General features: G+C 67.0%; 26 protein-coding genes. 13 read left to right on the forward strand and 13 right to left on the reverse strand.

Annotation, left to right across the window (positions count from 1 at the left end):
• The first annotated feature begins 125 nt into the window (after positions 1-125).
• Positions 126-1,244 carry a Gfo/Idh/MocA family protein gene (locus tag C5C07_RS10175; RefSeq protein ID WP_004974652.1) on the forward strand — a complete coding sequence of 373 codons (1,119 nt, stop codon included), beginning with the start codon at positions 126-128 and terminating at the stop codon, positions 1,242-1,244.
• Positions 1,245-1,295: 51 nt separating this feature from the next.
• On the opposite strand, the gene C5C07_RS10180 is transcribed toward C5C07_RS10175, so the two are convergent.
• From C5C07_RS10180 to C5C07_RS10190, 3 genes are all read right to left on the reverse strand, one after another.
• Positions 1,296-2,144: a translation initiation factor eIF-2B gene (locus tag C5C07_RS10180; protein ID WP_004974654.1), complete on the reverse strand. Its 849-nt coding sequence runs from the start codon at positions 2,142-2,144 to the stop codon at positions 1,296-1,298.
• A 91-nt stretch (positions 2,145-2,235) separates the two neighbouring features.
• The gene (locus tag C5C07_RS10185) at positions 2,236-2,472 is read right to left on the reverse strand and encodes a DUF5822 domain-containing protein (RefSeq protein ID WP_004974655.1); all 237 of its coding nucleotides are present in this window, start codon (positions 2,470-2,472) and stop codon (positions 2,236-2,238) included.
• Between the two features lie 133 nt (positions 2,473-2,605).
• Entirely contained in the window at positions 2,606-3,112 is a 507-nt protein-coding gene (locus C5C07_RS10190) for a type IV pilin (protein WP_004974656.1), read from the reverse strand.
• Between the two features lie 142 nt (positions 3,113-3,254).
• Between C5C07_RS10190 and panB the strand changes: the two genes are divergently transcribed.
• Entirely contained in the window at positions 3,255-4,064 is an 810-nt protein-coding gene (gene panB / locus C5C07_RS10195) for a 3-methyl-2-oxobutanoate hydroxymethyltransferase (protein WP_004974657.1), read from the forward strand.
• A 27-nt stretch (positions 4,065-4,091) separates the two neighbouring features.
• Here panB and C5C07_RS10200 read toward each other — a convergent pair whose 3' ends face one another.
• Entirely contained in the window at positions 4,092-4,874 is a 783-nt protein-coding gene (locus C5C07_RS10200) for an alpha/beta fold hydrolase (RefSeq protein WP_115805019.1), read from the reverse strand.
• A gap of 251 nt (positions 4,875-5,125) precedes the next feature.
• On the opposite strand from C5C07_RS10200, the gene C5C07_RS10205 reads away from it, so the two are divergent.
• Together C5C07_RS10205 and C5C07_RS10210 are read left to right on the forward strand one after the other, a co-directional pair.
• Positions 5,126-5,377, forward strand: coding sequence for an Hsp20/alpha crystallin family protein (locus C5C07_RS10205; RefSeq protein WP_049905056.1), 252 nt, complete (start codon positions 5,126-5,128; stop codon positions 5,375-5,377).
• Positions 5,378-7,642, forward strand: a complete 2,265-nt coding sequence (locus C5C07_RS10210) for a CDC48 family AAA ATPase (RefSeq protein WP_004974660.1) — start codon at positions 5,378-5,380, stop codon at positions 7,640-7,642.
• 317 nt (positions 7,643-7,959) lie between these two features.
• Here C5C07_RS10210 and bcp read toward each other — a convergent pair whose 3' ends face one another.
• The 3 genes from bcp to priS are packed head-to-tail and all read right to left on the reverse strand — an operon-like array spanning position 7,960 to position 10,592.
• A complete protein-coding gene (bcp, locus tag C5C07_RS10215; RefSeq protein WP_004974661.1) occupies positions 7,960-8,427 on the reverse strand; it encodes a thioredoxin-dependent thiol peroxidase in 468 nt (155 codons plus the stop codon).
• A 36-nt stretch (positions 8,428-8,463) separates the two neighbouring features.
• Positions 8,464-9,438 (reverse strand): DNA replication protein, encoded by a 975-nt coding sequence (locus C5C07_RS10220; RefSeq protein ID WP_115805020.1) that lies wholly within the window; start codon positions 9,436-9,438, stop codon positions 8,464-8,466.
• Complete coding sequence (gene priS / locus C5C07_RS10225) at positions 9,435-10,592, reverse strand: DNA primase small subunit PriS (protein WP_115805021.1); 1,158 nt, start codon at positions 10,590-10,592, stop codon at positions 9,435-9,437. The genes C5C07_RS10220 and priS overlap by 4 nt, the downstream gene beginning before the upstream one ends.
• Before the next feature lie 125 nt (positions 10,593-10,717).
• On the opposite strand from priS, the gene C5C07_RS10230 reads away from it, so the two are divergent.
• From C5C07_RS10230 to C5C07_RS10265, 8 genes are all read left to right on the forward strand, one after another.
• Entirely contained in the window at positions 10,718-11,695 is a 978-nt protein-coding gene (locus C5C07_RS10230) for an aldo/keto reductase (protein WP_193363456.1), read from the forward strand.
• Between the two features lie 155 nt (positions 11,696-11,850).
• Positions 11,851-13,401 (forward strand): substrate-binding domain-containing protein, encoded by a 1,551-nt coding sequence (locus C5C07_RS10235; protein WP_081605194.1) that lies wholly within the window; start codon positions 11,851-11,853, stop codon positions 13,399-13,401.
• 126 nt (positions 13,402-13,527) lie between these two features.
• Positions 13,528-14,475, forward strand: a complete 948-nt coding sequence (locus C5C07_RS10240; protein ID WP_050459745.1) for a carbohydrate ABC transporter permease — start codon at positions 13,528-13,530, stop codon at positions 14,473-14,475.
• A 1-nt stretch (position 14,476) separates the two neighbouring features.
• On the forward strand, positions 14,477-15,436 hold the full coding sequence (locus tag C5C07_RS10245) for a carbohydrate ABC transporter permease (RefSeq protein WP_004974678.1): 960 nt from the start codon (positions 14,477-14,479) through the stop codon (positions 15,434-15,436).
• 2 nt (positions 15,437-15,438) lie between these two features.
• Complete coding sequence (locus C5C07_RS10250) at positions 15,439-16,626, forward strand: ABC transporter ATP-binding protein (protein WP_050459743.1); 1,188 nt, start codon at positions 15,439-15,441, stop codon at positions 16,624-16,626.
• A 99-nt stretch (positions 16,627-16,725) separates the two neighbouring features.
• Entirely contained in the window at positions 16,726-16,929 is a 204-nt protein-coding gene (locus tag C5C07_RS10255; protein WP_004042869.1) for a hypothetical protein, read from the forward strand.
• Positions 16,930-17,085: 156 nt separating this feature from the next.
• A complete protein-coding gene (locus C5C07_RS10260; RefSeq protein WP_050459742.1) occupies positions 17,086-18,180 on the forward strand; it encodes a Gfo/Idh/MocA family protein in 1,095 nt (364 codons plus the stop codon).
• 42 nt (positions 18,181-18,222) lie between these two features.
• The gene (locus C5C07_RS10265) at positions 18,223-19,023 is read left to right on the forward strand and encodes a hypothetical protein (RefSeq protein ID WP_004974688.1); all 801 of its coding nucleotides are present in this window, start codon (positions 18,223-18,225) and stop codon (positions 19,021-19,023) included.
• Positions 19,024-19,083: 60 nt separating this feature from the next.
• Here C5C07_RS10265 and trmB read toward each other — a convergent pair whose 3' ends face one another.
• Positions 19,084-20,145: an HTH-type sugar sensing transcriptional regulator TrmB gene (gene trmB / locus C5C07_RS10270; RefSeq protein WP_004974690.1), complete on the reverse strand. Its 1,062-nt coding sequence runs from the start codon at positions 20,143-20,145 to the stop codon at positions 19,084-19,086.
• Between the two features lie 129 nt (positions 20,146-20,274).
• Positions 20,275-21,015 carry a proteasome assembly chaperone family protein gene (locus tag C5C07_RS10275; protein ID WP_115805022.1) on the reverse strand — a complete coding sequence of 247 codons (741 nt, stop codon included), beginning with the start codon at positions 21,013-21,015 and terminating at the stop codon, positions 20,275-20,277.
• Between the two features lie 93 nt (positions 21,016-21,108).
• Here C5C07_RS10275 and C5C07_RS10280 point away from each other — a divergent pair, with 93 nt between their 5' ends.
• A complete protein-coding gene (locus C5C07_RS10280; RefSeq protein WP_115805023.1) occupies positions 21,109-22,293 on the forward strand; it encodes a mechanosensitive ion channel family protein in 1,185 nt (394 codons plus the stop codon).
• Positions 22,294-22,385: 92 nt separating this feature from the next.
• Here the strand turns inward: C5C07_RS10280 and C5C07_RS10285 are convergent, their stop codons facing one another.
• The 4 genes from C5C07_RS10285 to C5C07_RS10300 form a co-directional block, all read right to left on the reverse strand.
• Positions 22,386-22,793 carry a universal stress protein gene (locus C5C07_RS10285; protein ID WP_004974696.1) on the reverse strand — a complete coding sequence of 136 codons (408 nt, stop codon included), beginning with the start codon at positions 22,791-22,793 and terminating at the stop codon, positions 22,386-22,388.
• A gap of 93 nt (positions 22,794-22,886) precedes the next feature.
• Positions 22,887-24,266, reverse strand: coding sequence for a bifunctional UDP-sugar hydrolase/5'-nucleotidase (locus C5C07_RS10290; protein ID WP_049905057.1), 1,380 nt, complete (start codon positions 24,264-24,266; stop codon positions 22,887-22,889).
• Between the two features lie 120 nt (positions 24,267-24,386).
• Complete coding sequence (locus C5C07_RS10295) at positions 24,387-24,599, reverse strand: dodecin (RefSeq protein WP_004969446.1); 213 nt, start codon at positions 24,597-24,599, stop codon at positions 24,387-24,389.
• A gap of 109 nt (positions 24,600-24,708) precedes the next feature.
• The gene (locus C5C07_RS10300) at positions 24,709-25,518 is read right to left on the reverse strand and encodes a winged helix-turn-helix domain-containing protein (protein WP_004974701.1); all 810 of its coding nucleotides are present in this window, start codon (positions 25,516-25,518) and stop codon (positions 24,709-24,711) included.
• Between the last annotated feature and the right edge of the window lie 66 nt (positions 25,519-25,584).

Genomic DNA, 25,584 nt, shown 5'->3' on the forward strand with positions numbered 1-25,584 from the left:
CCCACCTTTTTGCGGTTCGGGGCCGCTTCGCGACCCGCTCACCCCAAAAATCTGGACCAAAAAGTGCCGCGAGACTCGGCCTCCGGCCTCGCCCGCGGTACCGCATCGGGCACGGAGGTGGCGCAATGACTGAACCGCTCTCAGTCGGCGTCCTCGGCTACCGCTTCATGGGGAAGGCGCACTCCAACGCGCTCGCCCGCCTGCCGATGTTCTTCCCCGACGCGCCCGACGTGGAGCGCTCCGTCATCGTCGGCCGCAACGAGGAGGCGCTCGCCGACGCCGCCGACCGGTTCGGCTTCGAATCGACCGCGACCGACTGGCGCGACGTGGTCGACGACGTGGACGTGTTCTACAACCTCGGCCCGAACCACCTCCACGCCGAACCCTCCGTCGCCGCGCTCGAAGCCGGTGCCAGCGTCTTCTGCGAGAAGCCGCTCGCGCCGACGCTCGACGAGGCCGAGGCGATGCGCGACGCCGCCCGCGCGGCCGACGGCGTCGCCGGCTGCGCGTTCAACTACCGCTTCGTCCCCGCCATCCAGTACGCGAAAGGACTCATCGAGAACGGCGAACTCGGCGAGATTCGGCACGTCCGCGGGCGCTATCTCCAGGACTGGCTCGTCGACCCCGAAGCGCCGTGGTCGTGGCGAAACGACGCGGAACTCGCCGGCTCCGGCGCGCTCGGCGACCTCGGCGCGCACACGGTCGACCTCGCGCGCTTCCTCGTCCGCGACGCCGCGGGCGACATCGAACGCATCTCCGGCCACCTCCAGACGTTCGTCGACGAGCGGCCCGTGCCCGGCGCGGACGAGTACAAGCCCGTGACCGTCGACGACGCCTACACCGCGCAGGCGGAGTTCGGAAACGGCGCGGTCGGGAACTTCGAGGCCTCGCGGTTCGCCGACGGGCACAAGAACGACCACACCATCGAGGTTCACGGCTCCGAGGGGAGCCTGCAGTTCTCGCTCGAACGCCTCAACGAACTGGAGGTGAAGACCGGCGACGCCCGCGGCTACGAGACGGTGCTCGTCACCGACGAGGACGACCCCTACCTCGACCACTGGTGGCCCCCGGGCCACGTCCTCGGCTGGGAACACACCTTCGTCCACGAGAACTACGAGTTCCTGTCGGCGGTCGCCGAGGGCGGCGAGTTCTCCCCCTCGTTCGAGGACGCCTACGAGGTCCAGACAGTGCTCGACGCCATCGAGCGCTCCGACGAGACCGGCGAGTGGGTCAGCCTCGGGTGACGGCGTCGAACTGAGCGAAAAGGAACGAACCGCGGGCGAGTCGCCGCCCGCTCAGAACTCGATGACGCCCTCGTCGGTGATGACCTCGTCGATGAGGTCGACCGGCGTGGCGTCGTAGGCGGGGTTCTCCAGTTCGATGCCCTCGACGGGTTCGAGCATGACCTCGCTGGGCGAGCGAATCTCGTTTTCGAAGCGGAAGCCGCCGTCGACGACCTTCGCGCTGGAGCCGACGACCGTGACCGGCACGCCGACCTCGTTGGCGGCGGCGACGAGCGGGAACGTCCCGATGCGGTTGTAGAGCGTCTCCTCGACGATGCAGTCCATGCCGATGATGACGCGGTCGCACTTGGGGAGGAACATCCCCGACGCGCCGTCGACCATCAGGTGCGGTTCGACGTCGTCGATGGCGGCGAGTTCGCGCGCGAACTTCCGGCCGAGGAAGCGCGGGCGGGCCTCGGTCACGTAGGCGGTGAGTTCCGCGCCGTCGGCGACGGCGAGTTCGACGGCCTCCATGACCGTCGAGGAGTAGTCGTGAGTGAGGAACGTCTGGCCGTCCTCGATGGTCGCGGCCGCCTGTTGGGCCGCGCGGCGCTTGCCCGTCTCGACGGTCTCAACCACGCGGTCGATTGTCGCCAAGGTGAGTTCCCGCGCTTCGTCGAGGTCGTCGACCTCGCCTTGGATGCTGTGCAGCACGTCCTGTAAGGCGTTGTACAAAGACGCGTGCGACGGGTTCGCCCGCTTGAGCGCGCCGACGTTTCGCTCGAGGTCGCGTTCGAACTCCTCGACGGTCGCGTAGTCGCGCTCCGTCAGCTCCGCGAGCGCCCGCGTAGCCTTGACGGCGACGACCGAGGAGCTGTGCGTCTGCATCTCGCGAATCTCCTCGATGGTCTCGTCTATCATACGAGAACGTCGCCGTATCGTGTGAAAGAGTTTCCGGGAGCGAGCGCCGCCGCGGGCGCGGACGCGGACCTCGGGCGGGGCTCGGTTCGGCTCAGTTCTCCGCGTCGATGTCGGTGTCCAACTCCGCTTCGGGGGGCGTCCCGCCGTCGCCCGCGTTGGTCCGCTTGGCGTAGACGAACAGGGCGACGGCGGTCACGAACCAGATGACCGCGCCGACGCGAATCGCGAACTCGGCGCGCGCGCCCCACGTCTGGAGCCCCGCGTTCACGGAGAGGACCGCGACGATGGGCGACCCGACGAGAATCGTCGTGACGAAGGTCATCTGCATGACCCACCCGTAATCGACGCCGTCCGGATTCGAGCGCTCGACTGGTTGCACGGGTAGCAGTATCACGGCGACGGCTAATGCGTGCCGGTTCGCGTTCGCGACCCGCGTCCCGACGGTCCGGTGTGCCCCTGCCTCAGCAGGCGGCGCTTTTGGAGGTCGGTTCGGTCGGAACCTCGTAGTCGACGAGGATGCTCGACGACCCGTCCTCGTGTTCGATGACGACCCGGTAGCGCTGGCCCGCCTCGCAGACGGGGTTCAGCGCGCCGTCGGAACCGGCACCGTCGATGTGGGCGTACTCGCCCGCGGGGCCGACCGTCTCGCCGCCGGTCCACACGTCTTCCCACGCGATGCGGTTGTTGGCGTCGTCGACGACGAACACCCGGCTGCCGTCTTCGAGACTGCCGAACTCGTGGGTGATGTTGATGTACGCGCCGTTCGCCCCGTTATCCGGGCCGTCGGGGTGGTAGTCCACGTCGAACGACACCTGCGGTTGTGGCTCGGAGAGCACGTCCTCGAACCCCATCACCATCACGCCGACCGTGGCGGCGAGGAGGACGACGATGACGACGAGGAGCGAGACGCCGACGACCGGCGAGAGGCCGCGGGCGGAGCGGTCGTTGGAGGGCGACGAGGCGGGCATGCGTCGTTCGTACAGGCGCGTTCCGCCGAGTAAAGTGTTCCCTCGGCCGCAGGTTCGGGTGAGCGGGCGCAACGAGCGAACCTCGCGCGGCGCGCTGGGGGTGGCTGATAAGGCTGATAACCCGGACGCGCGAACGGCACGCATGGTCACGGTACGGTCCATTCGAGCGAAGGCTGGTAGCGAGCCCATCACGATGCTCACGGCGTACGACGCGCCGACCGCGAGCGTCGTCGACGAGGCGGGAATCGACATCATCCTCGTCGGCGACAGCATGGGCAACACGGCGCTCGGTTACGACTCGACGCTGCCGGTGACCGTCGAGGACGTGGCGAGCCGGACCGCCGCGGTGGCGCGCGCGGCCGACGACGCCCTCGTCGTCGCCGACATGCCATTCCTCTCGTTCGGCGTGGACGAGGCGTCGAGCGTCGAACACTGCGGTCGGATGCTCAAGGAGGCCGACGCCGACGCGGTCAAACTGGAGTGCGGCCCCCACACCGTCGAGCTGACAGAACACCTCGTCCGGCTCGGTATCCCCGTGATGGCCCACCTCGGTTTGACCCCCCAGCGCGTCAAGGAAGTCGGCTACGGCAGGCAGGGGACGGACCGCGACGACGCACAGGTAATTCTCGACCTCGCGAAGGCCCACGCCGACGCGGGCGCGTTCTCGCTCGTCCTCGAACACGTCCCGGCGAACCTCGCGAAACAGGTCACGGCGGCCATCGACATCCCGACTATCGGCATCGGGGCGGGCCCCGACTGCGACGGGCAGGTGCTCGTCGTCGACGACGTGGTCGGGATGAGCGACCGCACGCCGCCGTTTGCGGCCCAGTTCGGCGACGTGAAATCGGAGATGGAGAAGGCGGTCGGCGCGTACAGGGACGCCGTCGAGGCCGGCGAGTTCCCGGCCGACGAACACAGCCACGTCGAAGACGACCTCGACGAACTGTACTGAGGGGGCTCGCGTCCGCGCGGCTTCAACTCACGCGACGCGGCTGTCGAGGAACGCTTTCACGGCCTCGTTGAACGCCGCCGGCTGTTCGAGCATCGCCAGGTGCGCGGCGTCTTCGATTGTCCCGAGTTCGCAGTCGGGCATCGTCTCGGCGAGGTACTCGTGGTACGACGGCGGCGTCAGTCGGTCGTACTCGCCGACGAGCGCGAGCGTCGGAACCGAAATCCCCTCGATTTCGTCGCGCACGTCGAAGGTGTGACACGACCGGAAGTCGCGGCGGGTGACGGCCTGTCCCGCGTCGTACATCGCTTCTTTGGAGCCCTCGACGAGTCGCTCGTCGTCGGTGTGGAACAGTTTGTCCTCGCCGTGGAGAAAGGAGACGGCGCGGTCGAAGTCGTCGTCGAGCCAGTTCAGCAGGTCCGAGAGCACGGCGAGTTTCGCGCCCGTGCCGGCGAGGACCAGCGCGTCGAGGTCGAGGTCGCGTTCGAGCGCGAGCGTCAGGACGACCGCGCCGCCGAGCGAGTTGCCGACGAGGACGCTCGCGTCGGTCTCCTCGGCCACGGCGACCACGTCGTCGACGTAGGCCGAGAGCGTCTCGTAGCCGACGTCGGCGTTCACGTCGTCGCTGTCGCCGTGGCCGCTCAGGTCCAGCGCGGCGACCGGGTAGTCGCTCGCGAGGCGGAACTGACCGCGCCAGACGCCGTGTGCGCCGCCGCTCCCGTGGACACAGAGGACCGTCGGTCCCTCTCCGCCCGCGTCGCGGTATCGATAGGCTGTCTCCCGTCCGTGGTGGTCCGCCGAGGCCGTCTCCATACCTCGAAACTGGTCGCCGCGAACCAATAAACCCCCACGCCGGCACCGAGTTTCGGGGGTGGTCGTCCCCTCTCGACCGTGTGGGCGACTGCCGTGGCCACTAGTTTGACGTTACTCCGCCGCGAATAGCACGGTGAGGCGTGACGACTGTGAACCGCAATTCAACCGAAATGCGGCATATCGGTGTCGTCACCCGATTCGTCGGAGAAAGATTTATATATTCAAAACGCTAACCTTGGGTTAGACTTACCATGAGCATGCAACAGTTCGCCGGCGGGAACGAGCGGTTCATTCGCCGGTACGAATACGAAGACTGCTGGGTCATCGCGGCCGACGTGGGCCTCTCGGAAGACGAGGTCGACGTGGACATCGTCGGGTCGACGGCCATCGTCGTGGCCGACACCGGCGACCGCGTGACCGAGACGGAGTTCGAACTCCCCGCCGGCGGCGACGCCGACGTGGCGGTTCGAAACGGCGTGCTCACCATCACCCTCACCAAGTAAATGAAACTCATCGTCAAACCCCTCAAACAGAAGGACGCCGGTCGCGGACTCGCCGCTATCGACCGAGCCGCGGCCGCGGAACTCGACCTCGAAGGCGGAGATTTCATCCGCATCGACGGTCCGAACGACGGGACCGCCATCGCCCGCGTCTGGCCCGGTTACCCCGAAGACCAGGGAACCGGTATCATCCGCATCGACGGTCGTCTCCGCCAGCAGGCCGGCGTCGGCATCGACGAGCGCGTGGACGTGGAGAAAGCCGACGTGAAGCCCGCAAAGCGCGTCACTATCGCGCTCCCGCAGAACCTCCGCATCGGCGGTAACATCGGGACCTACATCCGCGACAAGCTCTCCGGCCAGCCGGTCGCGCAGGGCCAGAGCGTCCAGCTTCCGCTCGGCTTCGGCTTCATGAGTGCGTCGAACCAGTCGGTCCCCATCAAAATCGCGTCGACCGACCCGGACGGCACCGTCGTCGTCACCGACAACACCGAGTTCCAGGTGAGCCAGAAGCCCGCCGAGCAGATTAAGGACTCCGCGCCGGGCGACGACGGCGGCCCCTCCGTCACCTACGAGGACATCGGCGGCCTCGACAAGGAACTCGAACAGGTCCGGGAGATGATCGAACTCCCGATGCGCCACCCCGAGCTGTTCAAGCGCCTCGGCATCGAGCCGCCGAAGGGCGTTCTCCTGCACGGCCCGCCGGGGACGGGGAAGACCCTCATCGCGAAGGCCGTCGCCAACGAAATCGACGCCTCGTTCCACACCATCTCCGGCCCGGAGATCATGTCGAAGTACTACGGGGAGTCCGAAGAGCAGCTCCGCGAAATCTTCGAGGAGGCCACGGAGAACTCGCCCGCCATCGTCTTCATCGACGAGATAGACTCCATCGCGCCCAAGCGCAGCGAGGCCGGCGGTGACGTGGAACGCCGCGTCGTCGCCCAACTGCTGTCGCTCATGGACGGCCTCGACGAGCGCGGCGAGGTCGTCGTCATCGGCGCGACCAACCGCGTGGACGCCATCGACAACGCGCTCCGCCGCGGCGGGCGCTTCGACCGCGAAATCGAAATCGGCGTGCCGGACCGCGACGGTCGCAAGGAGATCATGCAGGTCCACACGCGGAACATGCCGCTGACCGACGACGTGGACCTCGACGCCTACGCCGACAGCACGCACGGCTTCGTCGGGGCGGACCTCGAATCGCTGGCCAAGGAGTCGGCGATGCACGCCCTGCGGCGCATTCGGCCGCAACTCGACCTCGACGCCGAGGAGATAGACGCCGAGGTGCTCGAAGGCCTCAAAGTCACGGAAGACGACTTCAGACAGGCGCTCAAGAGCATCGAGCCCTCGGCGCTCCGCGAGGTGTTCGTCGAGGTACCCGACGTCACGTGGGAGGACGTGGGCGGACTCGAATCCACCAAGGAACGCCTCCGCGAGACCATCCAGTGGCCCCTCGAATACCCCGAGGTGTTCCAGCAGATGGACATGGACGCCGCCAAGGGCGTTCTGATGTACGGCCCGCCGGGCACCGGGAAGACCCTGCTGGCGAAGGCCGTCGCCAACGAGGCGGAGTCGAACTTCATCTCCATCAAGGGCCCCGAACTCCTGAACAAGTTCGTCGGCGAGTCCGAAAAGGGCGTCCGCGAGGTGTTCAAGAAGGCCCGCGAGAACGCTCCGACGGTGGTGTTCTTCGACGAAATCGACTCCATCGCGACCGAGCGCGGCCGCGACTCGTCGAGTTCGGGCGTCACCGAGCGCGTCGTCTCCCAACTGCTCACCGAACTCGACGGCCTCGAAGCGCTCGAAGACGTGGTCGTCATCGCGACGACCAACCGGCCGGACCTCATCGACTCGGCGCTCCTGCGCCCCGGCCGCCTCGACCGCCACGTCCACGTGCCCGTGCCCGACGAGGACGCCCGCCGCGCCATCCTCGACGTGCACACCCGCGAAAAGCCGCTGGCCGACGACGTCGACCTCGATAAAATCGCGTCGAAGACCGACGGCTACGTCGGTGCCGACCTCGAAGCGCTCGCCCGCGAGGCGTCGATGAACGCCTCCCGCGAGTTCATCCGGAGCGTCGAGAAGGAGGACATCGGCGAGAGCGTCGGTAACGTCCGCGTGACGATGGAACACTTCGAGAACGCCCTCGACGAAATCGGCGCGAGCGTCACCGACGACGTGCGCCGCCGCTACGAGGAGATCGAAGAGCGCTTCCAGAAGAGCGAGGTCGAACGCGACCGCGAGACCGAAGTCGGCCGCACCTTCCAGTAAGCGCCTCGTAACGCCCCTTCAGACGTATTTTTCGAACGCGTCCCAGCCACCGAGCGACGGCGACTGTTCGCCTACCATCCGCCCGACTCAGAGGCGCGACCGTCACGTTCATATCACTCCCGTCTGCTACGTAGTGGTACGCGGTTCTCGGGATACGCAATAATCAACGAGTTCTACGTTTATTTCACCGGAAATGCGGTGTGTCTCCCGTCGTTTGTAAAGAATGTACTCGGTCAGTAGTTGTCGGTTCGGCGCGAGACGGAGACCGGGCGGTCCGGCGGGGCGGGGCAGTCGCCCGGTCGAGGTGGTCTCCCCGTTCAGCCGTCCAGTTCGTCGAGGTCGGCGAGGATTTCGTCGGCGTGGCCGTCGGGCGAGACGCCCTCGTAGACCCGCTCGACGGTCCCGTCGGGGCCGACGAGATACGAGTTGCGGAAGACGCCGTCGAACGTCTTGCCGAACATGTTCTTTTCGCCGTACGAGCCGTACGCCGAGGAGACGCTGCCGTCTTCGTCCGACAGGAGCGTGAAGGGGAGGTCGTACTTCTCGGCGAACGAGTCGAGGTCCGAGACGGGGTCGTCGCTGATGCCGAGAACCGTCGCGTCGCGCTCCTCGAACTCGTCCCACGAGTCGCGGAAGCCGCAGGCCTCGGTGGTACAGCCCGGCGTGTCGGCGCGCGGGTAGAAGTAGACCACGACGTGCTCGCCGCGGAAGTCGGAAAGCGAGACGAGGTCGCCGCGCTGGTCGGGCAGTTCGAAGTCGGGGGCGTCGTCGCCAATGTCGAGCATAGCCACCAGTTCCGGCGGCGGGAAGAAGGGTCTTTCTCAGTCGAGTTTCTCGGCCGCGCCGCGCTCGACCAGCGGGTCGGCGTTGGCCGACGGGAGCGTCACCACGTCCTCGGTGGCGAGGTCGTACTCGCGCTCGTCGACGCCGAGGATGGTCCCCACGTCGGCGGTGATGCGGACCGTCTCGCGCTCGTCGGCGAGGCCGGAAAGCGGGTCGTCGGCGGAGGGTTCCACCGTGTCGGCTTCGCCCGCTGACGGGGCCGCGGTCTCCGGGTTTGGTTCGTCCGGCGGAACCGCGGGACCGGAGTCCGCGGGGGCGGAATCGGTCGACGCCGCGGCGGCCTCGGTGGCCGGTCGGTCGGTCCCCGACTCCGCGTTCGATACGTCGTCGCCGGTCCCGCCGCCCATCGCGTCCGCGAGCACGTCGCCCGCGGCCGAGTCGCCGGTGGGGGCCTCGGAGCCGTCGGTGGCCGTCCCGGAGCCGTCGGCGTCGGTGCCGATGCCGGTCGGCGCGGTCTCTGGGTCGGGTTCGTCCGGCGGAATCGCGGGTCCGGAATCGCCGGGCGCGCCCGGTTCCGCGGTCGTCACGTCGGTCGCCGAAACGGCGTCCTTCGGGGAGTCGGCGGCAGACACGTCTTCGAGCGCGGAGAGCACCGTGCCGCGGTTCTCCTCGATGCGGTCGACGAGGTCGTCGAACAGCCGCTTTTCCTCGTGGGTCAGCCCGTCCGTCTCGGAGGACATCCCCGCGGCCGCGAAGCTCGCGGCCTTGACGACCTTGCCGACGCGGCGCTCGTAGATGGAGGTGACGACCTCCTCCGCGGTCTCGATTTCGTCCGTGAGCCGCCGAATCTCCGGCGAGTAGTGGGTGCCGAGCTGTTCGGCCTTCTCCTCGCGTTTCGCCTTCTGCTCGGCGATGAACTCCGCGACGTCCTCGTAGAACGACTCGCGGAGGTGCTGTAGGCTGTCTTTCTGTCGCTCCGTCCGAAGCACGCTCCTGAGGTCGTCTACGTTCATTCTGTCACCTTCTCGGCTCGACCGCGGGTCATGAGAAACACGCCGAGGCTCTCGTCTACCGACTGCACGCCCGAGTCGAGTGTAAAGCTATCGCCGTCGAACTCGACCTCGCCGGGGTCGGTCACTTTGACGGCGATGTCGCGGCCGCGGAAGCGGTCCGGGACCGCGTCGGAGAGGGGGTCGAAATCGTCGATTTCGTCGCGGTCGAGCGGTTCGACGACGAGTCCCGACCCGCCGTGGAGGCTCTTCGGGAGGCGAATTAGCCGTTTCGTGTCGGTCGTCACGGGTTCGTCTATCGGCGAGGTCTCGTCCTCGACGGTCTCGTGGGCGAGCGCCTCGACCAGGGTCCGGACGCCCGGGCCGCCGGCCTCGACGTTGCCCTCGCGGACGGCGTCGGGGTTGTTCCGGAACGCGCCGAGAATCGTCTTCGCGCGCCCGTCGCCGATGCCGTCGAGTTCCTTCAACCGCGAGAGCGCGGCGTCTTCTTCCATCTCCAACAGCGCGTCCACGAACGCGAGGAGTCGCCGGTGGGTCCGCCGGCCCCACCCGCCCTCGGTTCGGAGGACGCGCTGGGTCGTCGTCCCGTGCTGTCGCGTCTCGACGAGCGCGTCGAAGTCGAGGTCGATGGCGCGGATGTAATCGACCACCTCGCGGCGGGCCTCGCTGTCGAGGCCGCGGACCGACTCGTCGCGCACGTGGACGTGGTAGCCGCGGCCGCCGGAGAACACGGCCTGCATCTCCTCGAACGCGAAGTCGTCTTTGAGGAGGTTCAGCAGGTCCAACAGGGCCTCCTTCCCGGCGTCGAGCATGTCGGCGTACCCCGTCGTCTCGGGGTCGACGCCGGGGAGGTGGTCCGCGTCGATGTCGAAGACGAGGTCGGCCTCGCGCCAGTCCTTGTCGTCCATCGAGGCCGCGCCGGGGTCCGAAAACCGGGCCGACGAGAAGTAGACGTGCCGGGGCGCGCTCCGGGCGAGGTAGTCCGAGAGGTCGCCGAGGTCGAGAAGCGACTGGTGGCGGTGCATCCGCGTGCCGCCGGCCGACCACGGGATGACCCCCCACTCCCGTTCGCCCGGCGCGGGCGGGAGCGGAACGTCGGTGCTCCGGTAGTAGTCACCGAAGCGACCTTCGAGGTACTCGCGAGTGCGCCCGTCCATACACCTCGGGTTCCGGAGGCGCGGGTAAAGCCATTACGTCTCCCCACGGCCGTGGTCGTTTCTCTCACGTCCGTGATGTGCGTATGCTTATCATTGTCGTTCGTGTATGAGGCGGTGTGACCGACATGGAGTACACTTACCTCGGCGACACCGGCCTCGAAGTCTCGCGGCTCTGTCTGGGCTGTATGAACTTCGGTTCCAGCGCGGAGTGGATGATGAACGACAGGCAGGCGAGTCTCGACCTCCTCGAGGGCGCGCTCGACGCCGGCATCAACTTCCTCGACACGGCGAACGCCTACTCCCGCGGGGAGTCGGAGGAGATCGTCGGCGAGGCCATCGCCGAGCGCGACCGCGAGGAACTCGCCATCGCGACGAAGGTCTACTTCCCGATGGGCGACGGGCCGAACAAGTCCGGGCTCTCGCGCAAGCACATCATCGACCAGGCGCACGCGAGCCTCGACCGCCTCGGCACCGACTACATCGACCTCTATCAGATTCACCGCTGGGACGACGGGGTCCCCATCGAGGAGACGCTCTCGGCGCTCGACTACCTCGTCGAGGAGGGGCTCGTCCGCTACGTCGGCGCGAGCACGATGTCTTCGTACCAGTTCACGAGGGCGCTGTACACCGCCGACGTGGAGAACTTCGAACGCTTCGCCTGCATGCAACCGGAGTACAACGCGGTCGACCGCCACGAGGAGGCGAACCTGCTTCCGGTCTGCGAGGGCGAGGGCATCGGCGTCATCCCGTGGTCGCCGCTCGCGGGCGGCTTCCTCACGGGCAAGTACGAGCGCGACGCCGAGGTCCCGGCGGACACGCGCGCGGAGTCGGACGAGTACACGTCGAACCGCTTCACCGACGAGAACTGGGCCGTCATCGACGCGATTCGCTCGCTCGCCGAGGAGAAAGGGGCGACGCCCGCGCAGGTGTCGCTCGCGTGGCTCCTCCACAAACCCGTCGTGGACGCGCCCATCATCGGGCCGCGCCGACTCGACCACCTCGAAGAGAACGTCGGCGCGCTCGACGTGGACCTGAGCGAAAGCGATATCGAGCGAATCGAAGCCCCGAAGACGCCGCGGTGGCCCGCGCCGGGTAAAGACTAAGCGTCAACGGCGATATATTTTATAAACAATCGTTACAAATACTCTATTGATTGAATTTCGGACTGCCGAGACTATTGACAAGTAATTTACTACAACACCGGTAGTGGCCAGCACCAAAACTATAAATAATCACTAATTGTAGAATACAGACTGTAATGGTTGATGCTGACTCACGCAAGGGCAAGCGTACTGGCGTCTCTCGACGCAATTTTGTGAAGGCGGCCGGCGCATCGGGCGTCGCCGTCGGACTGGCCGGGTGCATTAGCACCGGCGGCGGAGACGGGAACGGCGGCGGAAACGGTGGCACCGACACCGACACCGACACGCCGATTAACACCGAAGAGACCACCGACGACATCACGCTTCAGTGGGCCGCCGACACCCGCGTCGCGGAGTCGGAAGAGGAAGTCGTGCAGGCGCTCCGGGACGCCGGCCTCCCGGAGAACATCGATATAGACATCCTCGCCGGGTCGCAGGTGACGGACAACCGGCAGGCGCAGTACCAGCAGTGGCTCTCCGGCGGTCGCTCGGAGCCGACGCTGCTCATGATGGACAGTGGGTGGACGATTCCGTTCATCGCGCGGAACCAACTGCAGAACCTCTCGCAGTCGCTCCCGGAGGAGCTGACAAGCACCATCGAAGAGGAGTACTTCGAGGCCAGCGTCTCGACGGCGAAGGGGTCGAACGGCGACCTCTACGGCCAGCCGCTGTTCCCCGACTTCCCGACGGTCCAGTACCGAAAGGACCTGCTCCGAAACGCGGGTTACACCGACGACGACTTCTCGACGTGGGCAACCGAGTCGATGTCGTGGGAAGACTTCTCGCGCGTCACGAAGGAGGCGCTCGACGCCAACCCCGACATCGAGAACGGGTTTACCTTCCAGGCGAACGTCTACGAGGGGCTGTCGTGCTGTGACTTCAACGAGTTCATGACCTCGTACGGCGGCGCGTACTTCGGCGGCCGAGAGAACCTGTTCGGCCCCATCGGCGACCGACCCATCACGGTCGAAGAAGAGCCGGTTATCAACGCGATTCGGATGGTCCGGACGCTCATCCACGGCGAGGACGACGAGTACGCCCTCGACGGCATCACGGGCGGCATCTCGCCCGAGGCGGTCCTCCAGTGGACCGAGGACCCGTCCCGACAGCCGTTCACGACGGGCAACGCGGTCATGCACCGCAACTGGCCGTACTCCATCGTCATCAACGGCGCGGAGCCGTCGGAGGAGAACGACCAGACCGGCTTCGGCGAGGACCTCGGCGTCATGCCGATTCCGTACGGCGTCACCGCCGACGAGGCCCAGTACGAGGGCACGGGCGGCCCCGTCGCCGCCCTCGGCGGCTGGCACATGACGATGAACCCGAACTCCTCGGACGAACAGAAGCAGGCCGCGGTGCAGGTGCTTCGGACGATGCAAACCGAGCAGTTCCAGCTCGATATGTTCCGCATCATCGGCTGGATTCCGCCGCGCCCGTCGCTGCTCGAATCCGACCAGGCCGCCGAGGTGCCCATCATCGGGCGCTACCTCGACGCCCTGAAGGTCGCCGGCGAGAACGCGATTCCGCGCCCGGTCACCGTCGTCTGGCCGCAGCAGTCCGGTCGCATCTCACAGGAGGTCAACGCCGCGTTCGCCCAGGAGAAATCCCCCGAACAGGCGATGTCCGACCTCGCATCACAGCTCGAACAGATCGAGCAGAACGCGTAGAGCAACGTCTTTACCGAGACGTAACCAACATACACGTTATCATTTGACATGGCTACAGAACAACAATCAGGGGAGGCACTTTCCGACACCCGGCGGAGCGGCCCGTACGCGTCGGCCGTCAACTGGATGGAGTCGCTCTCCGAGACGCAGTTCGCGTACCTGCTTCTGACGCCCGCGCTCGTTCTCTTGGGGGTAATCGCCGTCTACCCGCTGGTCTCGACGTTCAGCATGTCGCTGTTCGCCGACCAGTTGACGGGGAGCGCGCGACTCGGCGAGTTCGTCGGATTGCAGAACTACGTCGACCTGTTCACCGGCGCGCGCAACTACGCGCTCCCGTCGCAGTTCCTCCCGACGTTCAGCTCAGAGTTCCCGTTCGTCACGAACATCTACTCCAGCGCGCTCGCGGTGACGCTCATCTTCACCGTCTTCAGCGTGCTGTTCGAAACGCTCATCGGCTTCGGTCAGGCGCTCATCCTCGACCAGGACTTCCGCGGTCGGCGCTGGGTCCGCGTCGCCATCATCATCCCGTGGGCCGTTCCCATCGTCATCCAGGGGATGATCTGGTACCTGATGTTCCAGCCGAACATCGGATTCCTCGTCGGCACGTCAGAGAACCCGGCGCTGTTGAACCAGCTCGGTCTCATCGGCACGACGCCGCTTCGGAACACCGCGGACGCGCTGTTCCTCATCATCGTGGCCGACGTGTGGAAGACCTCGGCGTTCATGGCGCTTCTCATCCTCGCGGGGATGCAGAGCATCGACCGCTCGCTGTACGACGTGGCGAAGGTCGCCGGCGCGTCGCGCTGGCAGCAGTTCAAGCTCATCACCTTCCCGCTCATCCTGCCGACGGTGCTCGTCGCGATGCTGTTCCGCACCATCGACGCGATGCGCGTCTACGGTATCATCCAGACCATGGCCGGCTGTCAGACGGTCCCGTCGCTGTCGTGTCTCGTCGTCACGACGTTCAACACGCCGCTGTACGGGACCTCGGCGACCGTGGCGTTCGTCACCGCGGGCATCATCGCCGTCGTGGTCTCGGTGTACATCGTGAACTTCGCCAGCGAGGGTCTCTAAGATGTCCAGCGAAACTTCGGGAGCCGGCATCGGCTCCGACGACGCCGACATGGAACAGGGGCCGCTCGGCCGCTGGGTCGACTCGGCCATCAAGAACCCCGACAGGGTCTACCGCGCGATGTTCTACGTCGCGATGCTGTTCTTCCTGGTGACGACCCTGTTCCCGTTCTACTGGCTGCTCGTGCTCGCGCTCACGCCGAACAACCTCATCGCCAACATGGGACTCGTACCGAAGGGATTCAACCCCGAGGTGTTCATCGCGATGTTCGAACGGGTGCCGTTCCACCTCTACATGTTCAACAGCTTCGTGCTGGGCATCACGACCACCGTGCTCGTGTTGCTCATCGCCAGCCTCGCGGGGTACGTCTTCGGCCGCCTCCGGTTCCCCGGCAAGGGCGTGCTGATGCTCGGCATCCTCGCCATCAGCTACTTCCCGCCGGCGGCGTTCCTCATCCCGCTGTTCGAGCTGTTCACGGGGAACACCTCGCTCAGCATCGGGATGGTGACGATATCGACGCCGGACCTGTTCAACACGCCGGCACCGATGGTGTTCCCGTTCAGCGCGCTGTTCCTGCCGCTGTCGATATTCATCCTCACGACCTTCTACGGGCAGATTCCCGACGGGTTGGAGGACGCCGCGCGGGTGGAGGGAACGACCAGACTGGGCGCGCTGTTCCGCGTCATCGTGCCGCTTTCGGCACCCGGCGTGGCGACCGCGGGCGTCCTCACGTTCATCAGCGTCTACAACGAGTTCTTTTTCTCGTTCCTGATGAACAACGGTGAGGCCGACTCGTGGGCGCCCATCGTCGCGGGGATCCTGAAGTATCAGGGACAGTTCGACACCCCGTACAACCTGATGGCCGCCGCCTCCATCGTGGGAGTCTTACCCGTGGCCATCCTTGTCATCATCGCACAGGAACGCATCGTGAGTGGACTGACTGCAGGAGCGCTGAAGGAGTAACCATGGGAGACGTAACACTCGAACACGTAAGCAAGCACTACGACGACGTAACGGCGGTCGACGACATGAACCTCGACATCGAAGACGGAGAATTCATCTGTCTCGTCGGTCCGTCGGGGTGCGGGAAGTCGACGACCATGGAGATGATTGCGGGCCTCACCATCCCCTCCGAGGGGAAGGTGTTCATCGGTGACCGCGAGGTGACGAACCTCCCACCGAAGGACCGCGGGGTCGCGATGGTGTTCCAGAACATCGCGCTGTTCCCCCACATGGACGTCTACGACAACATCTCCTTCGGGCTCCGCCTCCGCAACTACGACAAGGAGGAAATCGAGCGCCGCGTCGAGCGCGCCGCCGAAATCGTCCAGCTGCAGGGCATGCTCGAACGCATGCCCGACGAGATGTCCGGCGGCCAGCGACAACGCGTCGCCATCGCCCGCGCCATCGTCCGCAACCCCGGCGTCTTCCTGATGGACGAGCCGCTGGCGAACCTCGACGCGAAGCTCCGGGTCCACATGCGGACCGAGCTCCAGCGCCTCCACAAGGAACTGGACACGACCATCATCTACGTCACCCACGACCAGGCGGAGGCGATGACGATGTCCGACCGCATCGCGGTCATCGACTCCGGACAACTCCAGCAGATCGACCCGCCGCTCGTCTGTTACAACGAACCCTCGAACCTGTTCGTCGCCGGCTTCATCGGCTCGCCCTCGATGAACTTCCTCGACGGCGAGGTCACGGAAAACGGGTTCGTCTCGACCAACATCGACGTGGAGTTCGACCCCGCGAACCTCGGCATCGAGGTGGGGACCGACGTCACGATGGGTATCCGCCCCGAGGACGTGTACCTCGTCGGCGACGAGGCGCTCGTCTCGAACCCCAGCCACCGCATCGAGGCCGTGACCGACGTGCTCGAACCGATGGGCGACGAGATATTCGTCTACCTGAAGCTCTCGGAGTCGGCCGAGACGGACCTCGAAGACACGAGCGGCGTCGCCAACGACCAACTGCTGATGAGCGTCGCACCCGACACCGACATCGAGGAGGACGAGGACGTGACGGTCGTCCTCGACCGCTCGCGCGTTCACCTCTTCGACACGGAGACGGGCGAGGCCATCAGCCACGGCATCGAGACGCCCGTCCAGACGAGCGGCGCGCCCGGCACAGAAGCGGAAAGCGACGACTGACGCGCCCGTAACACGGCCCGCGTCGGTTCGTCCTCGACCCCGCACGCGACTCGCACAGCCCGCACAACGCTTATCGGAGCCACACCACATCACACATCCATGGTCAACGAACTCGGTCTGTTCTACCTCGGCGGGATGACGGTCCTGTTTTTCTTCTGGGCCTACGGCATCGTCTCGTTCCTCCTCGACCTGAAGAACAAGTTCATCCCGAAGGGCAAGCAGTACCTCCGCGGGCGACGCCGACTCAAGGAGGAAAAGCGTCGCGAGGAAGAGCGCAAAGAGCGCGAAGAACAGCTCTACTGACGCCCAGTCTCGACCCGTGCCAGTCGCCTCGTCCCGCCTCGTCGTTCGCCTCACCTCGCGTCCCGAACGCCGTCTGACCGGGCGCTCGCGGTCGATTCTGGCAATTCAGGCCAAAGAACGTGAAACTTAACACCACCTGTAGTTAATCATCGAATCATGAGTACGGAATCATCGGTCCGAGTCGGTATCGTCGGACTCGGAAACATCGGACACCACCACGCAGACCGCCTCGTCGACCTCGGCGCGACCCTCGTCGGCGGCCTCGACATCCAGGCGGACGCCCGTCGTCGCTTCGCCGAGAAGTACGACGTGAACACCTACGAGGAGAAGTCGGAACTGTTCGGGGAGGTCGACGCGGTCATCATCACCACGCCGAACCGCTTCCACGAGGAGTACGCCGTCGCCGCGCTCGACGCGGGCCTCGACGTGCTGCTCGAAAAGCCGCTCGCGCACTCGCTCGAATCGGCCGAGCGAATCGCCGAGGCGGCCGAGGAGGCCGACGGCTTCTGCATGGTCGGCTTCAACAACCGCTTCGCCAACCCCGTCGAGGTCGTCCGCCACCACTACGAGGAAGGTCGCTTCGGCGACGTCACCCACGTCGAGGCCAACTACGTCCGCCGCCGCGGCATCCCCGGCCGCGGGTCGTGGTTCACCTCCAAGAAAGTCGCCGGCGGTGGCTCGCTCATCGACATCGGCGTCCACGCAATCGACCTCGCGCTCTACTTCCTCGACTTCCCCGAGGTCGTCGAGGTCTCCGGCGTCACCCGCTCGGAGTTCGGCGACCGCGACGACTACACCTTCGTCGAGATGTGGGGCGACGACGTCGGGCCGGAGGCCTTCGACGTGGACGACTCCGCGAGCGCCTTCATCCGCACCGAGGAGGGGACGACCATCTCCCTCGAAGTCGCGTGGGCGACGAACCGCCCGACCAACGACGAGTTCTTCCTCCGCGGCACGGAGGGCGGCGTGCGCTTCGACCGCGCGAGCCACGACCTCCAGTTCTACGAGGACGGCGTCGGCGGCGGCAACCACCTCTCGACGGCCGACGTAGAGACGCAGGACAACGACACCCACAAGACCGAACAGGAGGCGTTCCTCGCGGCCGTCGCCGAGGGCGAACACCCCGGCCGCAACACGGTCGAACAGGGCCTCGCCGTCCAGCGCGTCATCGACGCCATCTACCGCTCGTCGGAGACCGGGAAAGCGGTCCGCCTCGACGCGGTCGAGACCGAGACGCCCCCGGCGAACTGACCACCGCGAACGCGAACACTTCACAGCCCCACTTTTCACACCATGTCCGTCATCGACTCACTCAAGCGCCCGGAACACACCGGCGAGAACCGCTGTCTGCCGTGTACCGCCGTCAACGTCGCGCTGGTCGTCCTCGTCGGCCTCGCGGTCAGCGTGCTCTCGCCGCTGGTCGGCTTCGTCGTCCTCGTCGGCGGCGCGCTCGCCGTGTACCTGCGGGGCTACGTCGTCCCCGGCACGCCCTCGTTCGCGCCCCGGGTCGTCTCTGCGCTCGGCCTCGCCGGCGTCTTCGACCACGGCGACGCGGACTCGTCTCCCGACCGCCGGTCGGAGTCGCTCGACGCCAACGTCGACCCCGACGTGATGCTCTCGACGCTCCTGAACGCCGGGGTGCTCGTCGAGGAGGAAGACGGCCTCTTTCTCGCCGACGACGCCCGCGAGGAGTGGGAGTCGACGATGGCGACGCTCCGGAAGACCACTGACGAGGAACTCGCCGAGGCCGTCGCCAACGCGGTCCCGTTCGACGCGACGGTCGACGCCGAGTTCGGCGGTATCTCGCTGGACGGTCCCTCGATGTCCGTGTGGATTTCCCGGCCGCAGGCCATCGCGGACGTGGCGACGCTCTACACGGTCGTCGAGCGCGGCGTCGACCCGATGGTCGCGCTCGCGGCCACGGAGCCGATGCGGATGTTCACCGAGGTCTGTCCGGACTGCGGCGGCGCGGTCGAGGAGACGACGACGCGCAACTGCTGCGGCGGCACCGCGGGGCTGTACGACTCGCCGGAGCACGAGGTTCTCGGCTGTGCGGACTGCGGCGCGGTCGTCTACGAGTTCCCCGACGAGTAGCCGTTGCTGGCGGGGAATGGCCGAGCAGAAAAGACGCGAGCGGAACCTGACGACGCGGCTTCAGACGATTTCGTCGCGGTTCGGAACCTCGTCGCGGCCGAGCAGAATCTCCTGTCCTTCCACGTCTTCGAGCGCGGCGACCAGCCCGCCGACCTCGACGACGCCCTCTTCGGTCTCGATGTGGAGCGACGCGACCTCCTCCGTGTCCTCGAAGGCCGTCTCGATGACGCGCCCTTCGACCACGATGGGGTCGCCGGTCTCGATGTCGCGGCCGGAGACGGAGGCGTAGAAGTCGCCTTCTATCTCGCGGATGTCTTTGACGGCCCGGCGGATGGAGGCGTAGCGGCGCGGGAACGGCCGGCGCTTGCCGTTGGCGACGATGGTCTCGGCGGTGCTCCAGAGGACGGTCCCGAAGAAGCCGCTCACGAGGAAGCCGAGCGCGGAGCGGTTGAAGATGACGCCGTAGCGGTCGCGGTCGTCGCGGAGGGCGTCTTGGGTCGCGTAGATGGAGTACTCGCCGTCGGCGACCGCGAGGACGGGCGAGGTGATGCCGCGGCGGGCGCGCGCGATAGTCGCCACGTCGAGGTAGTTGAACTCGTCCGGGTCGGGCGCGCGGGAGGCGGGCGTCACGAGCAGGTCGATGCTGACGCCGCTGTCGATGGCCGCCGCGAGGTCGTCGCGGAAGCGACGGAGCAGGTCGGGCGTCAACGAGAGCACGAGTTCGTACTCCGCGGCCTCGATAATCTCCTCGATGTAGCGGAGGATGGTCGACCGCGACTTGACGAGCGAGACGGCCTCGGTGTCGCGTGCCGGGGCGGTGTAGCGCGCCTCAAGCTCCTCGATGAGCTCCTCCAGCGAGGTCTTGACGTTCGCGAAGGCGTCGTCGGGGTCGACCGCGACGATTTTCATCGGCCGCGACTCACGGAGCTCGACGAGGCCGCGGTCCGACAGGCTCCGGACCGTGTCGTACACCCGCGGCTGGGGGATGCTGGTTCGGTCGGCGATTTCGCTCGCCGTCAACTGTCCGTGTTCGAGGACGGCCAGATACGCGTCTATCTCGTACTCGCCGAGGTTGAAGCGCTCACCGACTCGCTCCATGGTGAGCCGCAGTTCGTCAGCCATGGTCGTGACGTGTACGGCATCACCTAAATCATTTACTGAAATCCGAGTAGCACAAAATTCCGAAAACAAGTGGCACAAACGGTAGCAGACCGGCTGTCGGTCGCTGTTTGACGGGGGGCGGGCCGCCGCTCACATGTACATCCGGTCGTCGGGGAGGTCCGCCTCGCTGTCGCGGAGTCGCTCGGCGAGTTCGGCGTAGTACTGCTGGACCTCGGCCGCGAACGACTCCAGCGGCGAGGAGTCGACGCCGAGGTCGTACACGTCGTCTGCGGCCTCGACGAGTCGAATCGCCGCCTCCACGTCGGGCGCTTGGGCGTGGACGGGCGTGACGTAGACGCCGACGCCGAGGGGCGACCCGATGCCGCGCTCGACGAGCGCCGCGTTGGTGCCGTCGAAGAACCCTCGGCCCATCGGGTGGATGCCGCTGTCGGCGAGTCGCGCCTCGCGGTAGTCGTCGGTGGCGATGTAGAACACGCGGTGTTCGTCGGGGCCGTGGGCCATCGGAATCCCCGAGAGGACGGCCAGCTCCTCGACTTGGTTGCGCTCTGTCCACTCGAGGATGGCGTTACCGAACTGGGTGCCGTGGACGGCCGGGACGAACAGCTCGCCGACGAGGACGGTCACGTCGAGGTCCTCGCGGGAGAATAGCCGGGTGTGATGCCGGGGGCGGCCGTTTTCGAAGGGAGTCACCGCCGGGAGACCCTCGACGGTGAGGTGGCCGGTCTGTTCGAGGTCGAGGTGGTCGACGATGAAGTCGACGGCCGTGAGGCCGGCGAGTCCGAACGACGAGAAGCCGCAGAGGAGCGCTCGGCTGGGCGGCGTCTCGTGGGTGATGCGGAAGTCGGGGCGGGCGCTCGTCGCGTTGACCATGCAGATACTGCGACGCCCCGACACTTAGCCGTTCACCGCGACCGAACCCTCGGAGTAACAACCCTTTTTTCACCGCTCTCCGTTGCGGTTTCCATGGACGGAGTCGAGGGGGTTGCCGACGTGTCGGGCGCGGTCGGCGGGACGCTGACGGCGGGGAGCCACGTCGCGGTCGCCCCGCTCCAGTCGACGGCAATCGAGCCGCCGGCGTTCGTGCCGGACTACCTCCTGTTTCCGGGGTGGCGCATCGCCGTCGCTCTCGTTATCGTCGCCCTGGCGGTCGGGCTCTCGAAGTACATCGTCCGCCTGCTCGGACGACCGGTCGCCCGGCAGTTCCGGCGGCAGAGCGTCGCCCAGACGGTCCTCCGAATCGTCCGGCTCGCTATCGTCCTCCTCGGCGTCGGTCTCGGGGCGAACGTCCTCGGCCTCGAACTCGGCGACATCGTCCTCTCGGTGACGGTGTTCTCGGCGGTGCTGGGTATCGTCCTCGCGCCCATCGTCGGGAGCATCATCAACGGGGTGTTCGTCCTCTCGGACCAGCCGTTCGAAATCGGCGACATGATAGAACTCGACGACGGCACGAAGGGCTTCATCGACGAGATAACCCTGAGCTACACGAAGATATTCACCCTCGACAACACGTTTCTGGTGATGTCGAACTCGAACATCCGCGACCGCGACGTCATCAACTACTCCGCGGAGGACGAGCGGACCCGCCTGTCGCTCGACGTGCTCGTCACCTACGAGTCCGACATCGACGCCGCCCGCGACCTCGTCGAGCGCGCCGCCCGCGACTGCGACTCGGTGGTCGAAGGCGGTCCGGACATCCGCATCGGGAGCGCCCGCTACCCGGCGAAGCCGACCGCCTACATCAACTCCTACGCCGACAACGGCGTCCTCCTGCGCCTCCGCTACTGGGCGCTGAAACCGTACAAAATCGGTCGCATCCAGTCGGAGGTCCAGACGCGGCTCTGGACGCTCGTCGAGGAGTCCGAGGCGACCGTGGAGTTCGCCTACCCGCACACCCACCTCGTCTTCGACGAGACCAGCGGGAGCCTCCACGTCACCAGCGACGAGGCCGCGAACCAGCGTCACGCCACCGCGTCGCCGGCGCCGGGAGCGCCCGTCCAGCCGGTCTCTGACGGCGAGGGTGTCGACGCCCCGGAAACCCCAACTGACGCGACCGACGCCACGGAGCCGACGGACGTCGAGTCAGCGGATGCCGAGTCAGCGGACGCCGAGCCGACGGACGCCGAGTCGACGGACACCACCGACGACTGACGAGGAACGGCGGACACAGTCGGAACTGGGAACCGCATCGGAACCGGGAAAACGGGAAATCGAATCTGAACCCGAACCCGAGAGCCGCCGGCTCAGTCGTCCGCGCGGACGGTGATGACCGTGCAGTCGAGCTTTTCGCGGAGGAACACGTCGATGTCGGGGTCGTCGAGGAACCGGCGGAGCATCCGTCGCCAGCGGCTCGCCTGTTTCGACCCGATGACGACGATGTCGGCCTCCTCGGCGGCGACCTCTTCGAGAATCGTCTCCTCGACGAGGAAGCCTCGGCGGACCACGTAGCGCGCGCGGACGAGCGGGCCGAACTCGGCTTCGACCGCCCGCTTGAGTTCGGTCCGCGTGACGCCGCGGTTCGACTGGTAGAGGTCGACGTGGAGGACCGTCAGCTCGGCGTCGCGCTCGCGCGCGACGCGGACGGCCTCTTCGAGCGTCGCCCGGGAGTGTTTCGAGAGGGGGTACCGAACCGGGACCACGACCCGTGTCATACTCCGAAGCCACTCGCCGGGCGTGCGTGAACCTTTCCCTCTCGGTCGGCTTGGCCGGCGGACGCGCGCCCGTTTCCGACCCCTCGACCGCGCTCAGTCGTCGGCGCGGGTGGCCGACCGGCGCTCGATGCGCCCTTCGACCGCGGCGTCGAAGCCGACCTCGCGGGCGTACCGCGCCAGCGCGTCGTGCTGTATCTCGAACTCGCCGACGCGGTGGGCCTGCGTGATGGCCGGGAACTCCTGTGTGCTGTGGAGCAGGTAGTCGCTCGTGGCGACGGTGTAACGCGCCTCGGGGTCGACCGGCTCGCCGCCGACGAACGCCTCGACGACCTCGTCACGGTCGTCGTCCCAGACGATGCGCGCGCCGCTGACGTGGGCGTGCCACCAGTCCGGTTCGCCGAAGCCCATCTCGGTCCCGCGGGCGGCCCCGAACGCCGCCAGTAGCTCCGTACCGGTCACCTCGGCGACGACGAGGTGCTCCTCGAAGGGGACGAGGCTCACGAGGTCGGCGTGGGTCACGTCGGGGCCGACGGGCGGGCCGGAGCGGATGCCGCCGCTGTTCTGCAGCCCCACGTCCGCGCCGGTCGCCCAGCGGTAGGCGTCGGCGATGGCGTTGCCGACGCGGCACTCGCCGGCCGCGACGGTCTCCTCGGCGCGGTCCATCGGGCGGTCGATTCGACAGAGCACCTCGTCGAGGCCGGCGGCGTCGACGCGGCCCGCCAGCGCCGCGACCAGCCCCTCGTCGGCCCGGTACTCGGCGGTCCGGTGGCGGACCGTCTCGATTCTGTCGGCGGCGACGCGGACCTCCCAGACGACGTGGCCGTTCGCCCCGGGGCGGACGATTGGTACGCCGTCGACCACGTCGTCGCGCTCGGCGTGGACGTGGCCCCCGAGGACGAGGTCCACGTCGCACCGGGCGACGAGTTCGTCGTCGCCGCTACCGAGGTGCGAGAGCGCGACGACGAGGTCCGCGCCGTCGTCTCTGAGCGCGGCGGCCGCGTCGGCGGCGGCCGCGTAAGGGTCGGAGAAGCCGACGTCGGCCGCCTCCGGGTTGATAGTGCCGGTCGCGGGGTCGGTGACGCCGAAGAAGCCGAGGGTCAGCCCGTCCACCTCGCGGGTCGTTCGCGGGACGGTTCCCTCGTCGGCGGCGAACCGGCCGCCGTCCTCGCCGTGGACGTTGCTCGTGACCCACGTCGGTCGGCTCGCGGCGACGAGTTCGCGGGTCCGGCTCGGCCCGTAGTCGAAGTCGTGGTTGCCGAACGTTTCGAGGTCGGCGTCCACGGCGTCGTAGAAGTCGAGCGCCTGTCCGCCGCGCTCGACGAGCGAGAGGACGCCCGGCGCGGTGTTGTCGCCGGTGCCGACCACGAGCGTGTCGTCGCCGTCGAGGGCGCTGACGCAACCCGCGAGGCGGCCGGCGCGCTCGGTGTCGTCGAAGACGTTCTCGATGTCGGAGTAGTGGAGGAGCCGAGGCATTCGCTTCTCGAATGTGGCGGTGCGGGCGGATAAGAAGCCGTCGGGACGGCCCGCGCCGTCGACGTGGGCCAACCCGAGTCGGACCGACGCGGGCCGGTCTCGACCGGGTGAGCGTCGTCTCTACTCGCCGTCTTTCCCTTCGAGTTCGAACGCGACTTCGACCTCGGCTTGGTACTCTCGGGTCTCGACGGACGCGAGTTCGACGCCGAGTTCCTTTACTTCGACCCAGTGGACGCCCGCGAGCGTCTCCTCGGCGCGGTTAATCGCGTCGTCGACGGCGGCGTCGAAACTCTCTGCACTCCGACCGACAAGGGTGATTTTCTTGAACACCATCTCGTCGGACCCTTCGTCTTACTATCACAAATAATCGTCCCCGATTCGGCGGCGACGGCGGGACGAGCCGAAGGGGCGGGCGGCGGTACGTGGCGGAAGGGTGCGCGGCTCACTCGTCGGGCCGATACGGACGCGCCGTCTCGGCTCGCGCCGCGACGCGCGTTCGCCCCCACGACACGGCCGCGGAGTCGTAACTCACGACCAGCGCCTCCGGCCCGCCCATGTGGTCGTAGACGACGAGCGTGACCGACGCCGTCGTCGGTCGGTCCACGACCACGACGCCGTACGGCGGGTCGCCTTCGACCGCGGACACGCGGACGCCGGCGTCGACCATGGCGTCGAGCCCGTCGGGGTACCGGTTCGAGAGCCAGTCGAGGGACTCCGCCGAGAGAACGAGCGTGGCGCTGTCACCGAGCCGCGCGAGTTGCTCGTGCGCTTCGGGCCAGATGCTGAACAGGAACGGGCCGTTGAACCCGGAGATACTCGTCGATTCGCCGAGGTCGAACTCGAGCGGGGAGCACTCTTCCATCGCCGCGAGGTCGCCGGTGCAGACGACCGCGTCGCGGAACAGCGAAGGTGGCGGGTTAACCGATTCCGGGAGGCGGTCGAGCACCGGTTTCGCGTCGAGCACGTTCGCCATCGACCGGAGCGCCTCGTCGTGCGTCTCCAAGGCGACGCGACCCGCGCTCGTGGCGACGAAGCCGCCGTTCGACCGCTCGACGAGTCCGAGTTGAACGAGGCGCTCGACGCCGCGGTCGACGGTGGACCGAGAGACCGAGAGCGCGCGGACGAGGTCGGCCTTCGAAAGCGACTCCGACGAGAGCGCCTGGAGAAGCCGACGGCGGCGGCCGACCGCCTCGAACGCGTCGGCCGCGTCCCCGCCCTCGTCTTCGTCCTCGTCACCAATCCAACTCGACATCGGTGTGAACATCTCAGGGCCTACACAAATGTATATCGGGACTCCGGATATTCGCCCGCAATCGGG

The sequence above is a fragment of the Haloferax sp. Atlit-4N genome (genome assembly GCF_003383025.1).
GTDB lineage: Archaea > Halobacteriota > Halobacteria > Halobacteriales > Haloferacaceae > Haloferax > Haloferax gibbonsii.

What these genes read in the sequence shown, in the direction of transcription:
- C5C07_RS10175 (WP_004974652.1), top strand. Translation starts at nt 126, where the DNA reads ATGACTGAACCGCTCTCAGTCGGCGTCCTCGGCTACCGCTTCATGGGG.
- C5C07_RS10180 (WP_004974654.1), bottom strand. Translation starts at nt 2,144, where the DNA reads ATGATAGACGAGACCATCGAGGAGATTCGCGAGATGCAGACGCACAGC.
- C5C07_RS10185 (WP_004974655.1), bottom strand. Translation starts at nt 2,472, where the DNA reads ATGCAGATGACCTTCGTCACGACGATTCTCGTCGGGTCGCCCATCGTC.
- C5C07_RS10190 (WP_004974656.1), bottom strand. Translation starts at nt 3,112, where the DNA reads ATGCCCGCCTCGTCGCCCTCCAACGACCGCTCCGCCCGCGGCCTCTCG.
- panB (WP_004974657.1), top strand. Translation starts at nt 3,255, where the DNA reads ATGGTCACGGTACGGTCCATTCGAGCGAAGGCTGGTAGCGAGCCCATC.
- C5C07_RS10200 (WP_115805019.1), bottom strand. Translation starts at nt 4,874, where the DNA reads ATGGAGACGGCCTCGGCGGACCACCACGGACGGGAGACAGCCTATCGA.
- C5C07_RS10205 (WP_049905056.1), top strand. Translation starts at nt 5,126, where the DNA reads ATGAGCATGCAACAGTTCGCCGGCGGGAACGAGCGGTTCATTCGCCGG.
- C5C07_RS10210 (WP_004974660.1), top strand. Translation starts at nt 5,378, where the DNA reads ATGAAACTCATCGTCAAACCCCTCAAACAGAAGGACGCCGGTCGCGGA.
- bcp (WP_004974661.1), bottom strand. Translation starts at nt 8,427, where the DNA reads ATGCTCGACATTGGCGACGACGCCCCCGACTTCGAACTGCCCGACCAG.
- C5C07_RS10220 (WP_115805020.1), bottom strand. Translation starts at nt 9,438, where the DNA reads ATGAACGTAGACGACCTCAGGAGCGTGCTTCGGACGGAGCGACAGAAA.
- priS (WP_115805021.1), bottom strand. Translation starts at nt 10,592, where the DNA reads ATGGACGGGCGCACTCGCGAGTACCTCGAAGGTCGCTTCGGTGACTAC.
- C5C07_RS10230 (WP_193363456.1), top strand. Translation starts at nt 10,718, where the DNA reads ATGGAGTACACTTACCTCGGCGACACCGGCCTCGAAGTCTCGCGGCTC.
- C5C07_RS10235 (WP_081605194.1), top strand. Translation starts at nt 11,851, where the DNA reads ATGGTTGATGCTGACTCACGCAAGGGCAAGCGTACTGGCGTCTCTCGA.
- C5C07_RS10240 (WP_050459745.1), top strand. Translation starts at nt 13,528, where the DNA reads ATGGAGTCGCTCTCCGAGACGCAGTTCGCGTACCTGCTTCTGACGCCC.
- C5C07_RS10245 (WP_004974678.1), top strand. Translation starts at nt 14,477, where the DNA reads ATGTCCAGCGAAACTTCGGGAGCCGGCATCGGCTCCGACGACGCCGAC.
- C5C07_RS10250 (WP_050459743.1), top strand. Translation starts at nt 15,439, where the DNA reads ATGGGAGACGTAACACTCGAACACGTAAGCAAGCACTACGACGACGTA.
- C5C07_RS10255 (WP_004042869.1), top strand. Translation starts at nt 16,726, where the DNA reads ATGGTCAACGAACTCGGTCTGTTCTACCTCGGCGGGATGACGGTCCTG.
- C5C07_RS10260 (WP_050459742.1), top strand. Translation starts at nt 17,086, where the DNA reads ATGAGTACGGAATCATCGGTCCGAGTCGGTATCGTCGGACTCGGAAAC.
- C5C07_RS10265 (WP_004974688.1), top strand. Translation starts at nt 18,223, where the DNA reads ATGTCCGTCATCGACTCACTCAAGCGCCCGGAACACACCGGCGAGAAC.
- trmB (WP_004974690.1), bottom strand. Translation starts at nt 20,145, where the DNA reads ATGGCTGACGAACTGCGGCTCACCATGGAGCGAGTCGGTGAGCGCTTC.
- C5C07_RS10275 (WP_115805022.1), bottom strand. Translation starts at nt 21,015, where the DNA reads ATGGTCAACGCGACGAGCGCCCGCCCCGACTTCCGCATCACCCACGAG.
- C5C07_RS10280 (WP_115805023.1), top strand. Translation starts at nt 21,109, where the DNA reads ATGGACGGAGTCGAGGGGGTTGCCGACGTGTCGGGCGCGGTCGGCGGG.
- C5C07_RS10285 (WP_004974696.1), bottom strand. Translation starts at nt 22,793, where the DNA reads ATGACACGGGTCGTGGTCCCGGTTCGGTACCCCCTCTCGAAACACTCC.
- C5C07_RS10290 (WP_049905057.1), bottom strand. Translation starts at nt 24,266, where the DNA reads ATGCCTCGGCTCCTCCACTACTCCGACATCGAGAACGTCTTCGACGAC.
- C5C07_RS10295 (WP_004969446.1), bottom strand. Translation starts at nt 24,599, where the DNA reads ATGGTGTTCAAGAAAATCACCCTTGTCGGTCGGAGTGCAGAGAGTTTC.
- C5C07_RS10300 (WP_004974701.1), bottom strand. Translation starts at nt 25,518, where the DNA reads ATGTCGAGTTGGATTGGTGACGAGGACGAAGACGAGGGCGGGGACGCG.